The following is a 21775-nucleotide window of genomic DNA, read 5'->3' as shown; positions in this document are numbered from 1 at the left end:
TTCCCTCCTTCTTAAGCTCTTTCTTTAACTACTACTGTTACATGGCTAGTGCGTTTCAAAATTTTGAAAGCTTGACCACGGGAACGAGGATGAATGCGTTTTAATGTAGGGCCTTGATCAACGAAGATCTCGGATACGTAAAGATTGTCAACATTCATATCGAAATTATGTTCAGCGTTTGCGATTGCAGAACGCATAACTTTTTCTACTACATCAGCGCCAACTTTCGGAGTGAACTTCAAGATGGCAAATGCTTCGCCGATGTTTTTACCGCGCACTAAATCTGCAACGATACGGATTTTACGAGGCGCGATTCGGATATGTCTAGCGATTGCTTTTGCTTCCATGTATTATTTCCTCCTATTTTTTGCCTGTAGATTTTTCGTCCTTACCATGACCTTTATAAGTACGTGTAGGAGCGAACTCACCTAATTTATGACCTACCATATCTTCTGTAATGAATACAGGTACATGTTTGCGACCATCATGCACAGCAATTGTGTGGCCTACAAAACTTGGGATAATAGTAGAGGCACGGGACCAGGTTTTTACAACTTTCTTTTCGTTAGTTTCGTTTAAAGCTTCAACTTTCTTAAGCAAATGATCTGCTACGAAAGGGCCTTTTTTAATAGATCTGGACACTATTTTATCTCCTTTCCTTTATCCTATTTTGTACGACGTTTAATGATTAAGCTGTTAGAAGCTTTTTTCTTGTCGCGAGTTTTAACACCATGTGCTGGTTTGCCCCAAGGTGTAACAGGATGTTTACGACCAACAGGAGATTTACCTTCACCACCACCATGTGGATGGTCACAAGGGTTCATTACAACACCACGGTTGCCAGGGCGAACGCCCATCCAACGATGACGACCAGCTTTACCAATTACAAGGTTGCTGTGGTCAGCGTTACCAACAACACCTACTGTTGCACGGCACTCTTGACGAACACGACGCATTTCACCAGATGGTAAACGAAGAATAGCATAGCCATTATCTTTACCCATCAATTGAGCAGATGTACCAGCGGAACGAACGATTTGGCCACCTTTACCGATTTTCAATTCGATATTGTGGATTTGTGTACCGTCTGGAATATTAGCCAATGGTAAGCAGTTACCAGGTTTAATATCGGACTCAGGACCGGAGAATACAACGTCACCAACTTTTAGACCGTTAGGAGCTAAAATGTAGCGTTTTTCACCATCAGCGTAGTTAAGCAAAGCGATACGAGAAGAACGGTTAGGATCATACTCGATTGTTGCTACTTTAGCTGGAATATTATCTTTAGTACGTTTGAAGTCAATAATACGATATTGACGTTTATGACCGCCACCTTGGTGACGAACTGTCATTTTACCAGTATTGTTACGACCACCTTTTTGAGAAATCTTAGCTAGCAAAGATTTTTCTGGTTTGCTTGCTGTGATTTCGTCGAAGGCGGATACTGTCATAAACCGGCGACCAGCGGAGTACGGTTTAAATGATTTAATTGCCATTAGTGGGCCTCCTTACAACTAGACTCTTAGACACCTTCAAAGAATTCAATGGATTCGCCAGCTTTCAAAGTAACGATAGCTTTTTTGTAATCGCTGCGTTTACCTTGTGTACGACCCATGCGTTTAGTTTTGCCTAAAACACGAATAGTAGCTACTTTTTCTACTTTTACATTGAAGATTTTTTCAACTGCTTGACGGATTTGCACTTTATTTGCAGTCAAAGGCACACGGAAAGTGTATTTGCCTTCTTCCATAAGCATAGTGGATTTTTCGGTAATAACCGGGCGGATTAGTACATCATGTAATTGCATTATCCAAGTACCTCCTCGATTTTTGCGACAGCACCTTTAGTAATGAAGAGCTTATCGTAATGAAGAAGATCGAAAATGTTCATACCTTCGCAAGCCAATGCTTTAACACCTTGGATATTGCGAGCGGAACGTTCAACATTTACATCACCTTCAGTGATGAACAATACTTTTGCATCACCAACATTGAAGCTATTGATAATGTTCAATACTTCTTTAGTTTTAGGAGCTGCTAATGTGATTTCTTCCAAAACGTATAATTCGCTATTATTCACTTTATCGCTAAGAGCAGATTTAACTGCTAAACGTCTAGCCTTACGAGGCATAGCTTTGTAATAGCTGCGAGGTTGTGGACCAAATGTAGTACCGCCACCAATCCAGATTGGGGAACGGCTGGAACCGGAACGTGCACGACCAGTACCTTTTTGTTTCCAAGGTTTGCGGCCACCGCCACGAACCATACCTCTAGTTTTTGTTGCATGTGTGCCGAGACGTTCGTTAGACAATTGACGAACTACGGCTTGATGCATTACGGCTTCGTTAACTTCAACGCCGAATACTGCATCGTTTAACTGTATTTCACCGACTTTAACGCCGGATTGATTATATGTTGCTACTGTAGGCATTACATAATCCTCCTTTCGACAAATGATTATTTAACAGGTTTAACCGTGTTGCGAACCATAACCAAGCTACCTTTAGCGCCTGGGATACCACCTTTAACCAATAAAAGGTTACGTTCAGCATCAACTTTCACAACGGATAAGCGTTGTACGGTAACTCTGTAACCACCCATTTGTCCAGGGAGTTTTTTACCTTTGTATACCTTACCGCCGCCACCGGAGATCATAGGACCGATGGAACCAGGTTCACGGTGAGATTTAGAACCATGAGTTTCAGGACCACGGGAGAAGTTATGGCGTTTAATTGTGCCAGCAAAACCCTTACCTTTACCTGTACCCACTACGTCCACCAATTCACCTTCTGCGAAGATATCAGCTGCCAGAGTTTGGCCTACTGTGTAGTCAGCTGCATTAGCTACGCGAACTTCGCGAAGATATTTAACTGGAGCTACGCCAGCTTTGTCGAACTGACCTTTTACAGGTTTTGTTAAATGTTTTTCTTTAATGGAACCGTAACCAATTTGTACTGCTTCGTAGCCGTCTGTTTCAACAGTCTTAACGCGCACTACAACGCTTGGGGTAGTTTCCACTACTGTTACAGGAACTAATTGGCCTTCAGCTGTGAAGACTTGAGTCATTCCTAATTTTTTACCCAAAATAGCTTTAGACATTATCGCACCTCCTTATAGTTTTATTTCAATAGATACACCAGCTGGTAAATCTAAACGAGTGATAGCATCTACTGTTTTCGAATTTGGTTCAAGAATATCGATTAAGCGTTTATGTGTACGCATTTCGAATTGTTCACGAGAATCTTTGTTTACGTGTACAGAACGAAGAATTGTGAAGATATTCTTTTCTGTTGGCAATGGAATCGGACCAGATACCATAGCGCCATTTCTTTTTGCAGTGTCTACGATCTTAGCAGCGCTTTGATCGAGAGCTTTGTGGTCGTATGCCTTAAGGCGAATACGGATTTTTTGCTGTTTAGCCATTATTAATAATTCCTCCTGTCGTCCATTTCATGAATGGGCTGCTCCATAGAAATTCTCCTCCGCAGAGGCAACCTTCTACTTCATAGTTTAAAAACACAACACTAGAGCGGCATTACTGCCGCTCTGAATGCTGCATGTATTGTGCTCAACGCATCACTACGATGAGCATAAAAGGTTAAATTAACCTTCGATTTCAGTTACAACGCCAGCGCCTACTGTATGGCCACCTTCGCGGATCGCGAAACGAAGACCTTCTTCGATAGCGATTGGAGTGATCAATTCGATATCCATTGTTACGTTATCGCCAGGCATACACATTTCTACACCTTCAGGAAGGTTTACAACACCTGTTACGTCTGTTGTACGGAAGTAGAATTGTGGACGGTAGTTGGAGAAGAATGGAGTATGACGGCCACCTTCTTCTTTAGTCAATACGTATACTTCTGCTTTGAATTTTGTGTGTGGTTTGATGGAACCTGGTTTAGCCAATACTTGACCACGTTCGATGTCTTTGCGGTCTACACCACGAAGCAATGCACCAACGTTATCACCTGCTACTGCAGAATCCAAAGTTTTACGGAACATTTCAAGACCAGTTACTACGTATTGTTCAGCTTTTTCTTTCAAACCTACAACTTCTACTGTGTCGCCTACGTTTACTTGACCACGTTCAACACGGCCAGTTGCTACTGTACCACGACCAGTGATTGTGAATACGTCTTCCACAGGCATCAAGAAAGGTTTGTCAGTATCACGAACTGGAGTTGGGATGTAGGAGTCTACAGCTGCCATCAATTCGTCGATTTTAGCTACATATTGAGCGTCGCCTTCCAAAGCTTTCAAAGCGGAACCTACAACGATAGGTACTTCGTCGCCAGGGAATTCGTAGGAAGAAAGAAGTTCACGAACTTCCATTTCTACTAATTCGATCAATTCTTCGTCGTCAACCATGTCAGCTTTGTTCAAGAATACTACGATTGCAGGAACACCAACTTGGCGAGCCAACAAGATGTGTTCGCGAGTTTGAGGCATAGGGCCGTCAGCTGCGGAACATACCAAGATAGCGCCGTCCATTTGAGCCGCACCAGTGATCATGTTTTTAACATAGTCAGCATGGCCTGGGCAGTCAACGTGTGCATAGTGACGGTTTTCAGTTTCGTATTCAACGTGTGCAGTGTTAATTGTGATACCACGTTCACGTTCTTCTGGAGCTTTATCGATCATGCTGTAATCTTGGAAATCAGCTTGGCCTTTTTCAGCCAATACTTTAGTGATTGCAGCAGTCAAAGTAGTTTTACCATGGTCAACGTGACCGATTGTACCGATGTTAACATGCGGTTTCGTACGTTCAAATTTTTCTTTAGCCATTTTAAATTATCCTCCGAGGAAAATAGTAATTCTATTAATCTAATGTAAGATTAACCGTTTTTCTTTGCTTGAATTTCTTCAGCAATTTTCTTAGGAACTTCTTCGTAATGATCGAATGTCATGGAGTAGTTACCGCGACCTTGAGTTTTGGAACGAAGGTCAGTTGCGTAACCGAACATTTCGCTCAATGGAACATATGCTTTGATATGTTGGTTACCATTACGAGCTTCCATGCCGTCCATGCGACCACGACGGGAGTTCAAGTCACCGATAACGTCGCCCATGTATTCTTCAGGAACGTCTACTTCTACAGACATATATGGTTCAAGCAATGCAGGGTCTGCTTTGCGAGCACCTTCTTTAAAGCCCATGGAACCAGCGATTTTGAAGGCCATTTCGTTGGAGTCAACGTCATGGTAGGAGCCGTCAAATACGATAACTTTGATGTCAACCATTGGATAACCAGCGATAACACCGGATTCCATAGCTTCTTTAACACCATTTTCTACAGGTCCGATGTATTCACGAGGAATTGCACCACCTACGACCTTATTTTCAAATTCGAAGCCAGCACCTGGTTCTTGAGGAATTAATTCCAACCAGCAGTGACCATATTGACCACGACCACCAGATTGACGAACGAATTTACCTTCAGATTTAACAGCTTTACGGATAGTTTCGCGATAAGCTACTTGAGGTTTACCTACGTTACATTCTACTTTGAATTCACGGTTCATACGGTCAACGATGATATCCAAGTGAAGTTCGCCCATACCGGAGATAATAGTTTGACCTGTTTCTTCATCAGTACGAACTTTGAAAGTAGGATCTTCTTCTGCCAAACGAGCAAGAGCTGTACCCATTTTTTCTTGGTCAGCTTTTGTTTTAGGTTCAACAGCAACGGAGATAACTGGTTCAGGGAATTCCATGGATTCAAGAATTACAGGATTCTTTTCATCACAAAGAGTATCACCAGTAGTAGTATCTTTCAAGCCTACAGCTGCAGCGATGTCGCCAGCGTAAACCATGTCGATTTCTTTACGAGTGTTAGCGTGCATTTGAAGAATACGGCCGATACGTTCTTTCTTACCTTTTGTGGAGTTGAAAACGTAGGAACCGGATTCCAATGTACCGGAGTACACACGGAAGAACGCTAATTTACCAACATAAGGGTCAGCCATGATTTTGAATGCCAATGCGGAGAATGGTTCATCATCGGAAGAAGGACGAGTAGTTTCTTCTTCAGTACCAGGAACGACACCTTTAATAGCTGGAATGTCGATAGGAGCTGGCATGTAATCTACAACAGCGTCCAATAACATTTGTACACCTTTGTTTTTGTAGGAAGAACCACAAAGAACTGGGAACAATTGGTTAGCAATAACTGCTTTACGCAATGCTGTTTTCAATTCTTCAATGGAGATTTCTTCACCTTCCAAATATTTCATCATAATATCGTCATCAGTTTCAGCGATAGCATCGATCATCATTTCGCGACGAGCTTCAGCTACTTCTTGATATTCTGCTGGGATATCAGTGATTTCATATTCTTTACCGTCATCGGATTTGTAAATTTCCGCTTTCATAGTCATCAAATCGATGATGCCTTCGAAAGTATCTTCAGCGCCGATTGGCACTTGAATAGCTACGGAATTTGCACCCAAACGGGATTTCATCATATCAACTACGTTGAAGAAGTCAGCACCTACAGTATCCATCTTATTTACATAAGCGATACGAGGTACGCCGTAGTTAGAAGCTTGACGCCATACTGTTTCGGATTGTGGTTCAACGCCGCCTTTAGCACTGAACACCGCAACAGAACCGTCAAGTACACGTAGAGAACGTTCTACTTCTACAGTAAAGTCAACGTGACCAGGAGTATCGATGATGTTGATACGATGATCTTTCCAGTGACATGTTGTCGCAGCAGAAGTGATTGTGATACCACGTTCTTGTTCTTGCGCCATCCAGTCCATCGTAGCAGCACCTTCATGTACTTCGCCGATTTTGTGAACAATACCTGTATAGTAGAGGATACGTTCTGTAGTTGTTGTTTTACCAGCATCGATGTGAGCCATGATACCGATATTACGAGTTTTTGCTAGGGAAAACTCTCTTGCCACAGTTGTCACCTCTTATTACCAACGATAATGAGCAAATGCTTTATTAGCTTCTGCCATTTTATGAGTATCTTCTTTTTTCTTGATTGCAGCGCCTGCATTGTTGAAAGCGTCCATCAATTCGCCTGCTAATCGTTCTTTCATAGTGCGTTCACCACGAAGACGAGCATAGTTTACAACCCAGCGAATACCGAGTGTTTGACGGCGATCAGCACGAACTTCAACTGGCACTTGGTAGTTCGCACCACCGATACGGCGAGCACGTACTTCAAGTACAGGCATAACATTTTTCAATGCTTGATCAAAAACTTCCATTGGGTCTTGACCCATTTTGGAACGAATAATTTCGAATGCATCATATACGATAGTTTCAGCAATGCCTTTTTTGCCATCGTACATAACTTTGTTAATGAAACGTGTTACTAATTTGCTGTTGTACACCGGATCTGGAAGTACATCACGTTTCGGAACAGGGCCTTTTCTTGGCATGTTCAATTCCTCCTTTATAATGATGTGTGTTAATTTCGTTTAATGGCTAAAATTATTTTTTAGCTTTTTTCGCGCCGTATTTGGAACGACTTTGCATACGATTTTGTACGCCAGCTGTATCCAATGCACCACGAACGATGTGATAACGCACACCTGGAAGGTCTTTTACACGACCGCCTCTGATAAGTACAACACTGTGTTCTTGTAAATTGTGACCAATGCCTGGGATGTAAGCAGTTACTTCAATAGCGTTTGTCAAACGTACACGGGCAACTTTACGAAGCGCGGAGTTTGGTTTCTTTGGAGTAGCTGTGTACACACGAGTACATACACCACGTTTTTGTGGAGATTCTTGAAGTGCTGGAGCTGTAGATTTTTTAGTCAAGCTCATGCGACCTTTGCGTACTAGCTGATTAATTGTTGGCATTTGGGCACCTCCTTTCCAAATTTGAGATTTATAATTGATCCGTCATAACAAAGTGTTACATCGGATATTACCAAGATTAACGTAGGATACCTACCGCTGTGGCCCGCACTTTAATGCGACACGCACGACCAAGGTCATCCATAGTGTGCTTGTCATTCACAGGTATTCCCTGTTCAGCACAAGCATTTCGTATAGGTCCAACTACACTTTCATCACTATCATGTCCTACGAACACATACTTCACAGTCCCTCGTGCAATGTTTTTCAACGTTTGCTTGGCACCGATTGTTTTGTTCATCGACTTCAGATGGGCAATGTCCATAGTAAAATTCTCCTTACGAAATTATGCTACTTAGGCATACTTGCCCCTGAGCACTATGTAAGTATACCAATTACACAATCACATGTCAAACGTTTTTCGACGCTTCACACCGCTATACAACTGCATTTTATGTGTACACGTTTCCGTGCGTTTCACAATGGCGAATCATATAACAATATATGTAATTTTTATGCAAAAACAGCTATTTTATTCTCATTTTTATACATAATTTTCATATTATTTTAATTAATCACATTTCATGTATGCATAATTGATATAGCTGAAAAATAAATAGTCATTTTTTAGTTCAATTTTATTAACCATATTCAATATATCTATATTATTAAACGAATAGGTTTATTTATTCTTTCTGACAATTACATCTTAACAGAGAAATTTAGTATCTATAAAAAAAGAGCGTGCCCTAAGGCACGCTCTCTTCTATTGCAATAGATTATTCTTCTACAGCAGCTTCTTCTGTAATATCGATGATTTCAGGTGTGTTTTTAACAACCTCAATCTTACGGTAACGGCTCATGCCAGTACCAGCAGGGATCAATTTACCGATGATTACGTTTTCTTTTAAGCCCAATAATGGATCGATTTTACCTTTGATAGCGGCATCTGTAAGAACACGTGTTGTTTCTTGGAAGGACGCAGCAGACAAGAAGGAATCCGTAGCCAATGCAGCTTTAGTAATACCCAACAATGTACGTTTGCCTGTAGCATTTTCACGGCCATTAAGAGTAAGACGACGGTTTTCTTCGTCAAAGGTATTAACGTCGACCATATCCCCTGGAAGCATATCTGCATCGCCAGCTGTTTCAACTTTTACTTTATGAAGCATTTGACGAACGATAACTTCGATATGTTTATCGTTAATTTCTACACCTTGAGATTTATATACTTTTTGTACTTCGTAAACGAGGTAACGTTGAGTTGCTTCAGTCCCCATTACACGCATAATGTCATGAGGGTTAATAGAACCTTCTGTCAAACGTGCGCCTAAGGATACAACATCACCGTCTTTAACGATAATGCGAGAACCGTAAGGGATGAGGTAATCAAGTTCAATACCGTCTTCACCAGTGATGAAGATTGTATTAGTACCTTTTTTACCTTCGTTAGGTACAACGCGAACTGTACCTTCATTTTCTGCGATGATAGCATTACGTTTTGGTTTACGCGCTTCGAACAATTCTTCGACACGTGGCAAACCTTGTGTAATATCGTCACCTGCGACACCACCTGTATGGAATGTACGCATTGTCAACTGAGTACCAGGTTCACCGATGGATTGCGCTGCAATAATACCTACAGCTTCACCAACTTGAACTTGACCACCTGTACCAAGGTCGCGACCATAGCACTTGCGACATACGCCATAAGGGCTGCGGCAAGTCAATACGGAACGGATTTTAACTGTTTCATAGTGTTTTACAACTTCATCAGCCAATGGTTCTGTGATTTCACCGTTAAGAGGAACGATAACTTCGCCAGTTTCTTTATTAACCAATTCTTCAGCTGCAATACGACCTACGATACGATCTTTTAATGGTTCAATAACGCCAGTACCCTCAACAATCGCTTCCACTTCGATACCGTGGATTTCGTTATTGCGTACTTGTACTTCTTTTACATCGGAGTTGAGGATAGCTTCGATGCCTTCTTCAGTGAGACGTGTATCAGCGGGGAAGATTTCTACACCTTCGCTGTCAACGATAGCATGTACAGTATCCTTGTTCAACATATTTTGAACCATAGTTTCTTTCAATGTTGCACGGATGCTGTCATCGCTTTCACCAAGAATAATTTTTTGAACCAAGTTAGTATGGTTGATATCGCTGTCAGAACCTAAATGTACACCGCGCAATGCGATAGATGTTACGCCGGATTCAGCAATATCAGCTAAACATTGTTCGTCTAAGATAGTTTCGGAAGGTACAACAAGTTCCCCTGTTTCTACATTCACAACATCTTTATCTAATACACGACCAATAAGTTTATCTTTTAACAATTCCAATGCTTGACGTGGAGATGTAGCCAAACGAGCGCGTTCACGAACGAGATCGATACCTACAACGTCACAATCGTCCTCGCGAACGATAACGTCTTGAGATACGTCAACAAGACGACGAGTCAAGTAACCGGAGTCAGCTGTACGAAGCGCCGTATCGGCCAAACCTTTACGAGCACCATGAGAGGATGTAAAGTAATCCAATACAGTCAAGCCTTCTTTAAAGTTTGCTTTGATTGGCAAGTCGATAATACGACCAGATGGATCGGCCATCAAACCACGCATACCAGCAAGCTGACGGATCTGTTGTTTATTACCACGGGCACCAGAGATAGCCATCATGTAAACAGGGTTGAAGCCATCTTTATCGCGCGCCATATTATCCATCATGGCATCAGTAACATCTTCTGTTGCTTGAGTCCACAATTGGATAGTTTTACGGTAACGTTCTTCTTCTGTAATAAGACCACGACGATACAAGCGAGATACTTTTTCTACTTCTTGTTCCGCTGTGTCTAACAAGCCAGTTTTTACTTCTGGTACTTTAATATCTGCAATAGCTACAGTCATACCTGCGCGACGTGCGAAGGAGTAACCCAAGGATTTAATACGGTCCAAGAGTTCTGCAGTCTTTTCATTGCCAAACAATTGGAAGCATTGGTCAACCAATTTACCAACTGTTTTCTTATCCATAACCTTACCTAAAGAGTAAGTGCCATCTTCACGTTTTTCATATTGCCACAATTCTGGGAATAGCGCATTGTTGAAGATCAAGCGACCTGCCGTTGTTTCTACACGGCCATGGTCAGGTAAACGGATATAAAGAATATCTTGCAAGCCAATAATATGAGATTCGTATGCAAGCATTACTTCATCATAAGTAGCAAATGTTTTTGCTTTATCACGAGTATCTTCACGTACAACTGTTAAGTAGTATGTACCCAAGATCATATCTTGAGATGGTACTGCTACTGGCTTACCGTCCTTAGTGGACAAGATATTATGGCTAGAAAGCATCAATGTACGAGCTTCCGCTTGTGCTTCTACGGACAATGGTAAATGACATGCCATTTGGTCACCGTCAAAGTCGGCGTTGAAGGCTGTACATACTAAAGGATGCAATTTGATAGCACGGCCTTCCCAAAGGATTGGTTCGAAGGCTTGGATACCAAGTCTATGCAATGTAGGGGCACGGTTCAAGAGAACTGGATGTTCTTTGATTACCTCTTCCAAGGCTTCCCATACACCAGGACCGATTCTTTCTACTTGGCGTTTAGCAGCCTTAATATTGGATGCTTGACCACGCTCTACCAAACGTTTCATAACGAAAGGTTTGAACAATTCCAATGCCATTTCTTTAGGCAAACCACATTGGTGCATTTTAAGTTCAGGACCTACTACGATAACGGAACGACCGGAGTAGTCAACACGTTTACCAAGCAAGTTTTGACGGAAACGACCTTGTTTACCTTTAAGCATATCGGACAAGGATTTTAATGGACGGTTACCAGGGCCTGTTACAGGACGACCACGGCGACCATTATCGATCAATGCGTCAACAGCTTCTTGAAGCATACGTTTTTCGTTGCGCACAATGATATCAGGAGCACCTAAATCTAACAAACGTTTCAAACGGTTGTTACGGTTGATAACACGACGGTACAAATCATTGAGGTCAGATGTAGCGAAACGACCACCATCTAATTGAACCATAGGGCGCAATTCAGGTGGGATAACAGGAACAACATCCATAATCATCCATTCTGGGCGATTGCCAGATTGACGGAATGCTTCTACCACTTCTAAACGACGAACCGCACGAATTTTACGTTGACCACTTGCAGTATTCAATTCTTCGCGCAATTCAGCATTCAATGCTTCGAGATCAAGTTCTGATAAAAGAGCTTTTACAGCCTCAGCACCCATGTCGATACATGCGAAGAGAACCTCTTCAGCAGCGCCTAATTCATAACGCTCTTCACGAGTTAGTTCTTCGTATTCTTTATCTGCTTCTGGGATTGTTGCATCATCGCGAAGAGCAGCATTATAGCGCTCTTTGCGTTGTGCTTCACGAACGATAGCTAAACGTTCGTTACGTTGAGCTACTGTTTCGATTACAACGGATTTACCACCGATAGTATAACCGTCTTCGTTAAACTGAGCTTCATATTCGCGGTACTCTTGCTCGGACAACAATTGGCGTTTTGCCAATGGAGTACCAGCTGGATCTACTACGATGTAGGAAGCAAAGTATAATACGCGTTCCAAGGAACGTGGGGATACGTCAAGGATAAGGCCCATACGGGATGGGATACCTTTGAAGTACCAAATGTGAGATACAGGAGTAGCCAATTGGATATGGCCCATACGTTCACGACGTACTTTTGCACGTGTAACCTCTACACCACATTTATCGCAGACTACGCCTTTATGGCGAATGCGTTTATATTTGCCGCAGTGACATTCCCAGTCCTTTGTTGGTCCAAAAATGCGTTCGCAGAATAGACCATCACGTTCTGGCTTCAACGTACGGTAGTTAATAGTTTCAGGTTTCTTAACTTCCCCATGAGACCAAGCTAAGATCTGCTCTGGAGAGGCTAAACCGATTCGCATGGAATCGAATTCATTTACGTCTAGCACTACTATCGCTCCCTTCCTTATAGATAGTTTTAGTCTTCATCGTTAGAGGAATCGCCCATTGGGAATGCCAATTGGCTAAGGATATCATCTTCACCGCCGTTATCAGCAGGTGCTTCTTCCTCTACTTCTGGCTCTACTACAGTTACTTCATCAGTTTCTACTGCACTGCCATCCATAACTTCTTCAATGCCAGTTTCTACCACTTCATCTTCGTCATCAAGTTCTTTCATAACAACTTCTTCTTGATCTTCATTCAAGATTTTTACATCAAGACCAATACTTTGAAGTTCTTTGAGCAATACCTTGAAGGACTCAGGTACACCTGGTTCAGGGATGTTTTCGCCTTTAACGATTTTTTCGTATGCTTTCACACGACCAACAACGTCGTCAGACTTAACAGTTAATAGCTCTTGAAGTGTATAAGCTGCGCCATATGCTTCGAGAGCCCAAACTTCCATTTCCCCGAAACGTTGACCACCGAATTGAGCTTTACCGCCCAATGGTTGTTGTGTAACAAGGGAGTACGGACCTGTGGAACGAGCATGGATTTTATCATCAACCAAGTGATGGAGTTTAAGCATGTATACGTAACCAACAGTTACACGGTTATCCATAGGTTCACCAGTACGACCATCGTACAATACTGTTTTACCATCATCGGAACGACCAGCAATGCCTAATGTTTCAAATACGTCTTTTTCATGCGCACCATCAAATACAGGTGTAGCAATGTGAATACCAGCTACATCTGGTTTTGGCATGCCATATGTTTCATAATCGTAACCAAGGCCTTCGAGTTCATGACGAATTTCAACGCGTTTAGCACGAGCAGATTCAATATGGTTCAATGTAGTTTTAACTTTATTAATAGCTTCTAATTCTTCTACAAGAGCTGGATCCATTTCTGGAGCATCTTCTTCAGAGTCAAAGAATTCTACATGAAGTGCATTGTATTTAGCTTCAATAGCTTTAAGTTCTTGATAACGAGCTTCGCCGCCAAGAGCTTCAAGTTTCTTTTGCGCTGCAGATTCTACATGACCAAGAATTTGAGATTTCAAGTCGATGATTTTTTCATCGATGTCGAAATGAGGAACAGTCACATCTTCTTTAGCTTTTGCTTCTAATTCTTCAATTTCAGCATATAAGCCGCGAATAGCGTCAATTTGTTCCCAATAAGATGCATCTGTACGAGCTTCTTTCAACACGTTTTGGATGTGAAGGTCTGTAGCTTTGATTTTCATACCTAAGCCTTGAACAGCCCAACCCAAGTGAGTTTCAAGAACCTGACCGATGTTCATACGAGAAGGTACGCCCAATGGGTTCAATACGATTTGCACTGGAGTACCATCTGGAAGGAATGGCATATCTTCTTTTCTCATAACGCGAGAAACGACACCTTTGTTACCATGACGGCCCGCCATTTTATCGCCTTCATGAATCTTACGTTTTTGAGCGATGTATACGCGAACAAGTTTATTTACACCTGGTTGTAATTCGTCACCGTTTTCACGAGTGAAGACTTTAACGTCTACAACTTTACCAGATTCGCCATGAGGTACGCGCAAGGATGTGTCGCGAACTTCGCGTTCTTTATCACCAAAGATAGCGCGCAATAAGCGTTCTTCAGGTGTTAATTCAGTTTCACCTTTTGGTGTAGCTTTACCTACGAGAATGTCGCCAGGATGTACTTCTGCACCAATGCAGATGATACCATCTTCATCAAGGTTTTTAAGTGTGTCGTCACCAGTATTAGGTAATTCACGAGTGATTTCTTCAGCACCTAATTTAGTGTCACGCGCATCACATTCGTACTCTTCAATATGAATGGATGTATAGATATCTTCTTTACAAAGCTCTTCACTAAGCAAGATCGCATCTTCGTAGTTATAACCTTCCCAAGGCATGAACGCTACAAGAACGTTATAACCTAACGCCAATTCACCGCCATCAGTAGCAGGACCATCAGCCAATACTTGACCTTTTACAACATGGTCGCCACGATTAACGATTGGTTTTTGGTTAAAGCATGTGGATTGGTTAGAACGAAGGAATTTATTCAAACGATATGTATCAACACGACCATCGCTATCACGAAGAACGTGGATTTCATTACCCCAGCAACGTACAACTTTACCAGCTTCACGAGCAAGCACGCAAACGCCGGAGTCAGTAGCTGCTGTATATTCCATACCTGTACCAACAAGTGGAGCTTGAGCGCGCAAGAGTGGTACCGCTTGACGTTGCATGTTCGCACCCATCAAGGCACGGTTAGCATCGTCATTTTCAAGGAATGGAATCATAGCTGTACCGATGGATACAACTTCTTTTGGACTAACGTCCATGTAGTCTACCTTATCAGGTGTAACTTCCAATACGTCATGACCACGACGACAAGCAACGTGTTCATTAGTGAAGTAACCTTCAGCATCGATTGGGGAGTTCGCTTGGGCAATTGTCATACCTTCTTCTTCATCTGCTGTCATGTATACAACGGAATCAGTGACACGAACTTTTACAACTTTGTCTGCATCAGCACCCGTACCATAGATTTTTTCTACTTTACGGTATGGAGCCTCAATGAAACCGAATTCATTTACTTTCGCATAGTTAGACAAGGAGTTGATCAAACCGATGTTTGGACCTTCTGGAGTTTCAATTGGACACATACGGCCATAGTGAGAGTGATGCACGTCACGAACTTCGAAGCCTGCACGCTCCCGAGATAAACCGCCAGGGCCAAGGGCAGAAAGACGACGTTTGTGAGTCAATTCTGCTAATGGGTTTGTTTGGTCCATGAACTGAGACAATTGGGAAGAGCCAAAGAATTCTTTGATTGCTGCCACTACAGGGCGAATGTTAATCAACGCTTGAGGCGTGATAGATTCGATTTCTTGAATTGTCATACGTTCACGAACAACACGTTCCATACGAGTTAAACCAATACGGAATTGGTTTTGCAACAATTCACCTACACAGCGAAGACGACGGTTGCCCAAGTGGTCGATATCATCTGTATGACCTGCGCCATCCATAAGGTTGAGCAAGTAAGAGATGTTAGCGATCATGTCTTCTCTTGTGACTGTACGGTGATCATATGGCAAGTTGCAGTTGTTACAGATAACTTTAGATTCTACACCATCGTTATTTACGATGTAGAACTCAGCGAAACCTTCACCATCGAATACATGGCTATTAGCAACGATATCAAGTTGTTCTTCTCCAACTTGTACACCTGCATCAAGAATGATTTCGCCAGTTTCTGGATCTACGATTGGTTGAGCCAATGTTTGACCCAACATACGTTGACGCCAGCCAAGTTTTTTGTTCAATTTGTAACGACCAACGCGCGCTAAGTCATAACGGCGTGCATCGAAGAACAAGTTATCGAACAAGTTACGAGCAGACTCTACTGTAGGAGGTTCGCCTGGACGTAATTTTTTATAGATTTCAACCAATGCTTCATCAGCAGATTGAGTTGTATCTTTTTCTAATGTACGAACGATGCGTTCATCATATACTGGCAAACCATCTTCATCAGTTTTACCATTCCAGAAGAGGTCGAGGATGCTTTCATTAGTATCCCAACCTAATGCACGTACCAATACAGTAGCTGGTAATTTACGGTTACGGTCAATACGAACAGCAACAACTTCGCTTGCATCAGTTTCAAGCTCAATCCATGCGCCACGGTTAGGAATAACTGTGGAATCGTACAAACGGTTACCCATTGTATCGATTTCTTTATTGTAGTAAACGCCTGGAGAACGTACCAATTGGGATACGATTACACGTTCTGCACCATTGATGATGAAAGTACCTGTGTCAGTCATCAATGGGAAATCGCCCATGAATACTTCTTGTTCTTTAATGTCCATATTTTCTGGATCATTATTTACTAAGCGAATATTTACACGAAGTGGTGCTGCGTAAGTAGCATCACGGTTTTTACATTCATTAATATCATACTTAGGTTCACCTAAGCTGAAACCTTCAAAAGAAAGTACTAGATTACCTGAATTGTCTTTAATCGGAGAAATATCGTTGAAAATATTTTGTAAACCACTCTCCAAGAACCACTCATACGATTTACGCTGAATGTCCAATAAATGCGGCATCTTGATAACTTCGTTAATTTTTGCGTACGTATAACGAGTTCGTTTGCCTACCTGTTCAGGTTTGAACATATTTGCTTTCACCCCTATCAAAACACACTGGTCTACCATTTTCTATAACGGCACGGAAAAGACATCTTACAGGTCTCAGTTTTCCTGCTCGGATAACGTCAAATAAAGCAAGGCCCATTTCATTTTTAAAAATAACCTTGCTTTCCATTAACCAAGCACAACCTTGGAAGAAAACCTAATCACTATTCAAGTTATAGTTTTTATATCCAAAAGCAGGAAACGCTACTTTTGCAATATATAATTCTATCAGTATTAAAAAAGACTGTCAACCAAAAGGGTTGACAGTCTTTCATTTTCATGCTTTATTCATGTGTCAAAACAACTGACTATGTTAGTTGCCTTTTTGTTTTAAAAGATTAGCACCAGCAATACCAGGGCGAGTCATTTCTTTAGGAGAAAGGATATGATTGATTTCATCTTCAGTCAATAAACCTTTTTCCAAGATGATATCACGGATAGCACGACCAGTAGTATACGCTTCTTTCGCAAGAGAAGATGCTGTTTCATAGCCAAGGTGTGGCAACAATGCTGTTACGATACCAACGGAACGATTCAACCAGTATTCGCATTGTTCACGATCTACTTCAAGATCTACGAGTAATTTATCAACAAATGTATTTACGCCGTTTTTGAGATAGCAAAGATTATTGAACAAGTTATAAGCCAATACAGGTTCCATTACGTTCAATTCGAATTGACCATTTTCTACAGCCAATGTAATTGTTAAGTCATTACCGATTACTTGGTAACATACTTGGTTCAATACTTCGGCGATAACAGGGTTAACCTTGCCTGGCATGATGGAAGAACCAGGTTGGCGAGCAGGCAATTTCAATTCCCCAATACCACAACGAGGACCAGATGCCATCAAGCGGAAGTCGTTAGCCATTTTAATCAATACAAGAGCCGTAACTTTCAAACCACTGGAGATATCAGCAAAGATATCTGTATTGTTTGTAGCATCAATTAAGTTTTCAGCTGTGTAGAATGGTTCGCCTACTACTTCACTAAGTTCGTATGCTACATCATGAATATAATTAGGTTCCGCATTAAGGCCTGTACCAACTGCAGTTGCACCCATGTTAATTACATGTGCACCTTCAACGGCAGATTTAATACGTTTAATACCGCGGCGAACACCAGATGCATAGGCACCCATTTCTTGGCCTAATGTAATTGGCACCGCATCTTGTAAATGAGTACGACCCATTTTCAAAATTTCGCTATATTCATCAGCCTTTTTCTCAAGTTCATCAACAAGGCGTTGTAAGGCTTCAAGTAAAGGTTTAGATTTCAAAATTGCACATACCTTGATTGCTGTTGGGAAAGCATCATTTGTAGATTGTGCCATATTACAATGGTTGTTAGGGCTTACAATATCATAGCTTCCTTTTGGATGACCCAAAATTTCACAAGCACGGTTAGCCAATACTTCGTTCATATTCATATTTACAGAAGTACCTGCGCCACCTTGAATTGGATCAACAGGGAATTGGTCCGCAAATTGACCTTCAATTACTTCGTCTGCAGCTTGTACAATAGCTTTACCAATAGATACATTTAAGCGACCAGTTTTCATATTCGCTAAAGCAGATGCTTTTTTTACCATTGCCAATGCTTTGATAAAGTCTTGGTCCAAGTGTTTACCTGTAATATGGAAGTTTTCTAATGCACGAATTGTTTGTACACCGTAATATAATTCATCAGCTACTTCTAATTCACCTAAGAAATCATGTTCTTTTCTCATAATAAATCCTCTTTCTACTATTTTTATACAAAATAGTATTTCAATGGAACGGTTTTATCTTACGCGCTCATTATAGCATGTATTTTGTATACATAAAAGTCATTTCATGTATTCTGTACAAACAATATTCTATACAATATATTATTTCATAAATAATTTTTTTGTAACTATTTCCATATTGATAAAACCTTTATCTTTCATTGGTTTAATTATTACACGCCCTATAGTACAATAATATAAACTATGTAAGTAAGGAGTCACTATGATTAACAATCACATGCTGCGCATAGGTGCGCTATTTTTACTAACTGTACTAAGTTACGGTTTCTATAACGCCTATCTACCCATAACCGATCCGGTTGAATCTAACTATGTATTATCTGCTATTACAATGTTAAAACATAACTCATGGATATCCCCCATGATATATGACCAAGTCTGGTATGATAAACCGCCCCTCACCTATTGGGCTCTCATGATAAGCTATAAACTATTTGGCATATCTGACTTTACATCGCGCATACCAAATACACTTATTGCTGGTGGCAGTGTTGCGCTTATGTACCATCTTGTGTATCGCATTAAAGAGTCCACGCATATAGCAATTACGAGTGCCATACTTTTGTTTGGTGCCTTACAGTTCTGGTACATTTCTCACGCAGTCATAACAGACGGCTTCCTATTCTTCTTTTCACTAGCCATCTTCGGCTATTCTTATCTAGCTTTCACCAAGAACGATAAACATTCCATGGTGAAAGCCTATGGGGCAGCAGCCTTAGCGGTCGTAACTAAAGGGCCCGTTGGTATTGTTCTTCCTGGATTAATACTATTACTATTTATTGCTATACGATGGTTTACCAAAAAAGATAAGGATGATTACTCACTTGCTAAGGATATTACATTATTATTTAATCCTTTGGGAATTCTCTTATTTATAGTTCTTGCCAGTCCATGGTACATCGCTATGTACTCGATTCACGGTCAAGAATTCATATCTGGTTTCTTAGGTCTACATAATATGGAACGAGCACTAGTATCAGAACATCCGAAATTTAACGTTTGGTATTATTACTTAATTATTGTTCCTCTTGCACTGTTACCTTGGACACCAGCCGTAATTTACAGACTTAAAAGTATAAAATGGAAAAATGATTTTCATCTAATTGGTGCCATCTGGTTTATAATTATTGTATTATTTTATTCATTGGTAGCGACGAAATATATAACCTATACTTTACCAGCCATAATTCCTTGTATCATCTGGGGTGCTGAAGCTATTACTATTAGCTTCAATAATAAGGCTAATAGTTTTAAGTATATTGTTACTATTCCATTAGGCATATATACCGTCTTATTTGTAACTGCCAGCATTGCAACACCTGAATTAAATCCAATACCACTAATCATTGCATTAATCACAATAGTATTATTTACACTATTAGCAAAACAGTATAGAAACAAGAAGTTACCATTATCTATAGGTTTAGCTACACCGTTAATCATTTTATATACGGCTATTACGATAACGGTAACTCCTATTTTATATGACCAATCAGGCCTTCAATTCAAACCATATATTAAATCTAATACACAGCATACTTATATATATGGTACATACTATACATCGATTTTGTATTATACCGAAAATACACCAACACAAGTATTTGTACATACTACAGATAACCCCCTATGGACAGCAGGAAAAACATTAATGCCAACCATAACACTGGAGGAATTTGACAGAAGAGTATCTGCAGAAAAAGGTGCTATCATTATTGTACCGAACAAATATAGTAAAGAATTTACTAATTCTCCAACAAATATAATGGCCACAGAAGTTGGTAAAAATGAATCAACTAGAATTTATCAAATTCAGTAACTAAACAAAAAAGGCGTACCCGAGGGTACGCCTTTTATTATGGCTAGAATTATTTCAATTCTACAGTTGCGCCAGCTTCTTCCAATTGAGCTTTCAAAGCTTCAGCTGCTTCAGTAGCTACGCCTTCTTTTACAGGTGCAGGAGCGCCGTCAACGATAGCTTTAGCTTCTTTCAAGCCAAGACCAGTTGCTTCACGAACAACTTTGATTACGTTGATTTTGGATGCGCCAGCATCTTTCAAGATTACGTCGAAGGAATCTTTAGCAGCGCCGCCTTCAGCACCACCAGCAGCTGCTACAGCTACAGGAGCTGCTGCAGTTACGCCAAATTCTTCTTCAATTGCTTTTACAAGATCATTAAGTTCAAGAATAGTTGCTTCTTTCAATTCAGCAACGATGTTTTCAATGTTCAATGCCATTTTAGTTTTCCTCCATAAAATAGTTTATTGTATCAGTCTTAAGCGACCAATTGATAATGCGCAGAAATTATTATTCTGCAGCTTCTGCAGGTTGAGCTTCTGCAACAGCTTTGACAGCGTATGCAACGTTGCGAACAGGTGCTTGCAATACGGAAAGCAACATGGAAAGCATACCTTCGCGGTTTGGAAGAGATGCAATTGCTTTAACGCCTGCAGCGTCCATAACTTCGCCTTCAACGATACCAGCTTTAACTGTTACAACTTCTTTCTCAGTAGATTTGATGAATTGTTCAATTACACGCGCAGGTGCAACAGCATCTTCTTTAGAAGTAGCCAATGCAGTTGGACCTTCCAAATGCTCAGCGAAACCTTCAAGATTCAATTCATTTGCAGCAATGCGAGTCAAAGTATTTTTGATTACTTTGTATTCAACACCTTCAGCCAACATTTTGCGGCGAAGATCAGTTGCTTGCGCAACAGTCAAACCAGAGTAACCAATCAATACAGCGCCTTTTGCTTCAGAAAGAGTTTCTTTCATTTGAGCAACGATTGCTTTCTTTTGTTCAGTGACAGCCATTAGATTACCTCCTTGTAGATTTTTTGGTGCTCTATGTACTATCTTAGCGTAAAAAACGACCCCATCGCACGCGATGAGGTCGAACTAGTCCTAGATTGTTCTAGTGTCAGCCTCAGCGGGCGGATTTTCATCCATTATACATACCAGCCGTCTACAGCTAAG

General features: G+C 41.0%; 18 protein-coding genes. 1 reads left to right on the top strand and 17 read right to left on the bottom strand.

Annotated features, from left to right (window positions below; translation table 11 throughout):
- Positions 1-11 precede the first annotated feature (11 nt).
- From rplV to MOQ65_RS06185, 15 genes are all read right to left on the bottom strand, one after another.
- Positions 12-347: a 50S ribosomal protein L22 gene (gene rplV / locus MOQ65_RS06255; protein ID WP_004695112.1), complete on the bottom strand. Its 336-nt coding sequence runs from the start codon at positions 345-347 to the stop codon at positions 12-14.
- A 13-nt stretch (positions 348-360) separates the two neighbouring features.
- Positions 361-642 (bottom strand): 30S ribosomal protein S19, encoded by a 282-nt coding sequence (gene rpsS / locus MOQ65_RS06250; RefSeq protein WP_005385498.1) that lies wholly within the window; start codon positions 640-642, stop codon positions 361-363.
- 23 nt (positions 643-665) lie between these two features.
- Positions 666-1496: a 50S ribosomal protein L2 gene (gene rplB / locus MOQ65_RS06245; protein WP_005385496.1), complete on the bottom strand. Its 831-nt coding sequence runs from the start codon at positions 1494-1496 to the stop codon at positions 666-668.
- A gap of 26 nt (positions 1497-1522) precedes the next feature.
- Positions 1523-1807, bottom strand: coding sequence for a 50S ribosomal protein L23 (rplW, locus tag MOQ65_RS06240; protein WP_004695108.1), 285 nt, complete (start codon positions 1805-1807; stop codon positions 1523-1525).
- A complete protein-coding gene (gene rplD, locus MOQ65_RS06235) occupies positions 1807-2430 on the bottom strand; it encodes a 50S ribosomal protein L4 (protein WP_005377066.1) in 624 nt (207 codons plus the stop codon). The genes rplW and rplD overlap by 1 nt, the downstream gene beginning before the upstream one ends.
- A 26-nt stretch (positions 2431-2456) precedes the next feature.
- Complete coding sequence (gene rplC, locus MOQ65_RS06230) at positions 2457-3098, bottom strand: 50S ribosomal protein L3 (protein WP_004695102.1); 642 nt, start codon at positions 3096-3098, stop codon at positions 2457-2459.
- Positions 3099-3110: 12 nt separating this feature from the next.
- On the bottom strand, positions 3111-3422 hold the full coding sequence (rpsJ, locus tag MOQ65_RS06225) for a 30S ribosomal protein S10 (protein ID WP_004695100.1): 312 nt from the start codon (positions 3420-3422) through the stop codon (positions 3111-3113).
- 180 nt (positions 3423-3602) lie between these two features.
- Entirely contained in the window at positions 3603-4790 is a 1188-nt protein-coding gene (gene tuf, locus MOQ65_RS06220) for an elongation factor Tu (RefSeq protein WP_105084932.1), read from the bottom strand.
- 50 nt (positions 4791-4840) lie between these two features.
- Entirely contained in the window at positions 4841-6916 is a 2076-nt protein-coding gene (fusA, locus tag MOQ65_RS06215) for an elongation factor G (protein ID WP_005385490.1), read from the bottom strand.
- Between the two features lie 15 nt (positions 6917-6931).
- On the bottom strand, positions 6932-7402 hold the full coding sequence (rpsG, locus tag MOQ65_RS06210; RefSeq protein ID WP_004693556.1) for a 30S ribosomal protein S7: 471 nt from the start codon (positions 7400-7402) through the stop codon (positions 6932-6934).
- A 52-nt stretch (positions 7403-7454) separates the two neighbouring features.
- Entirely contained in the window at positions 7455-7829 is a 375-nt protein-coding gene (gene rpsL, locus MOQ65_RS06205; RefSeq protein WP_004693554.1) for a 30S ribosomal protein S12, read from the bottom strand.
- Between the two features lie 76 nt (positions 7830-7905).
- Positions 7906-8151 carry a ribosomal L7Ae/L30e/S12e/Gadd45 family protein gene (locus MOQ65_RS06200; RefSeq protein WP_005385487.1) on the bottom strand — a complete coding sequence of 82 codons (246 nt, stop codon included), beginning with the start codon at positions 8149-8151 and terminating at the stop codon, positions 7906-7908.
- Positions 8152-8605: 454 nt separating this feature from the next.
- On the bottom strand, positions 8606-12808 hold the full coding sequence (gene rpoC / locus MOQ65_RS06195) for a DNA-directed RNA polymerase subunit beta' (RefSeq protein ID WP_178885493.1): 4203 nt from the start codon (positions 12806-12808) through the stop codon (positions 8606-8608).
- A gap of 29 nt (positions 12809-12837) precedes the next feature.
- Entirely contained in the window at positions 12838-16992 is a 4155-nt protein-coding gene (gene rpoB / locus MOQ65_RS06190) for a DNA-directed RNA polymerase subunit beta (RefSeq protein WP_257846979.1), read from the bottom strand.
- 331 nt (positions 16993-17323) lie between these two features.
- Positions 17324-18739, bottom strand: coding sequence for an aspartate ammonia-lyase (locus MOQ65_RS06185; RefSeq protein WP_178885497.1), 1416 nt, complete (start codon positions 18737-18739; stop codon positions 17324-17326).
- Positions 18740-19001: 262 nt separating this feature from the next.
- On the opposite strand from MOQ65_RS06185, the gene MOQ65_RS06180 reads away from it, so the two are divergent.
- Positions 19002-20618 (top strand): ArnT family glycosyltransferase, encoded by a 1617-nt coding sequence (locus tag MOQ65_RS06180; RefSeq protein WP_257846977.1) that lies wholly within the window; start codon positions 19002-19004, stop codon positions 20616-20618.
- A 49-nt stretch (positions 20619-20667) separates the two neighbouring features.
- Here MOQ65_RS06180 and rplL read toward each other — a convergent pair whose 3' ends face one another.
- On the bottom strand, positions 20668-21036 hold the full coding sequence (rplL, locus tag MOQ65_RS06175) for a 50S ribosomal protein L7/L12 (protein ID WP_005385476.1): 369 nt from the start codon (positions 21034-21036) through the stop codon (positions 20668-20670).
- Between the two features lie 70 nt (positions 21037-21106).
- The gene (gene rplJ / locus MOQ65_RS06170) at positions 21107-21613 is read right to left on the bottom strand and encodes a 50S ribosomal protein L10 (RefSeq protein WP_105084930.1); all 507 of its coding nucleotides are present in this window, start codon (positions 21611-21613) and stop codon (positions 21107-21109) included.
- Positions 21614-21775 lie beyond the last annotated feature (162 nt).

This window comes from Veillonella faecalis, assembly GCF_024677885.1.
Classification (GTDB): domain Bacteria; phylum Bacillota; class Negativicutes; order Veillonellales; family Veillonellaceae; genus Veillonella; species Veillonella nakazawae.
Note: the sequence above shows the minus strand (reverse complement) of the source record. Positions and strands in the feature narration are given on the sequence as shown.

Excerpts from the sequence above, each read along its gene's own strand:
- rplC (WP_004695102.1), bottom strand. The coding sequence starts at position 3,098 with ATGTCTAAAGCTATTTTGGGTAAAAAATTAGGAATGACTCAAGTCTTC.
- rpsG (WP_004693556.1), bottom strand. The coding sequence starts at position 7,402 with ATGCCAAGAAAAGGCCCTGTTCCGAAACGTGATGTACTTCCAGATCCG.
- tuf (WP_105084932.1), bottom strand. The coding sequence starts at position 4,790 with ATGGCTAAAGAAAAATTTGAACGTACGAAACCGCATGTTAACATCGGT.
- rplW (WP_004695108.1), bottom strand. The coding sequence starts at position 1,807 with ATGCAATTACATGATGTACTAATCCGCCCGGTTATTACCGAAAAATCC.
- rplJ (WP_105084930.1), bottom strand. The coding sequence starts at position 21,613 with ATGGCTGTCACTGAACAAAAGAAAGCAATCGTTGCTCAAATGAAAGAA.
- rplD (WP_005377066.1), bottom strand. The coding sequence starts at position 2,430 with ATGCCTACAGTAGCAACATATAATCAATCCGGCGTTAAAGTCGGTGAA.
- MOQ65_RS06185 (WP_178885497.1), bottom strand. The coding sequence starts at position 18,739 with ATGAGAAAAGAACATGATTTCTTAGGTGAATTAGAAGTAGCTGATGAA.
- rpsL (WP_004693554.1), bottom strand. The coding sequence starts at position 7,829 with ATGCCAACAATTAATCAGCTAGTACGCAAAGGTCGCATGAGCTTGACT.
- rplL (WP_005385476.1), bottom strand. The coding sequence starts at position 21,036 with ATGGCATTGAACATTGAAAACATCGTTGCTGAATTGAAAGAAGCAACT.
- rplV (WP_004695112.1), bottom strand. The coding sequence starts at position 347 with ATGGAAGCAAAAGCAATCGCTAGACATATCCGAATCGCGCCTCGTAAA.
- MOQ65_RS06180 (WP_257846977.1), top strand. The coding sequence starts at position 19,002 with ATGATTAACAATCACATGCTGCGCATAGGTGCGCTATTTTTACTAACT.
- rplB (WP_005385496.1), bottom strand. The coding sequence starts at position 1,496 with ATGGCAATTAAATCATTTAAACCGTACTCCGCTGGTCGCCGGTTTATG.
- MOQ65_RS06200 (WP_005385487.1), bottom strand. The coding sequence starts at position 8,151 with ATGGACATTGCCCATCTGAAGTCGATGAACAAAACAATCGGTGCCAAG.
- rpoB (WP_257846979.1), bottom strand. The coding sequence starts at position 16,992 with ATGTTCAAACCTGAACAGGTAGGCAAACGAACTCGTTATACGTACGCA.
- rpsJ (WP_004695100.1), bottom strand. The coding sequence starts at position 3,422 with ATGGCTAAACAGCAAAAAATCCGTATTCGCCTTAAGGCATACGACCAC.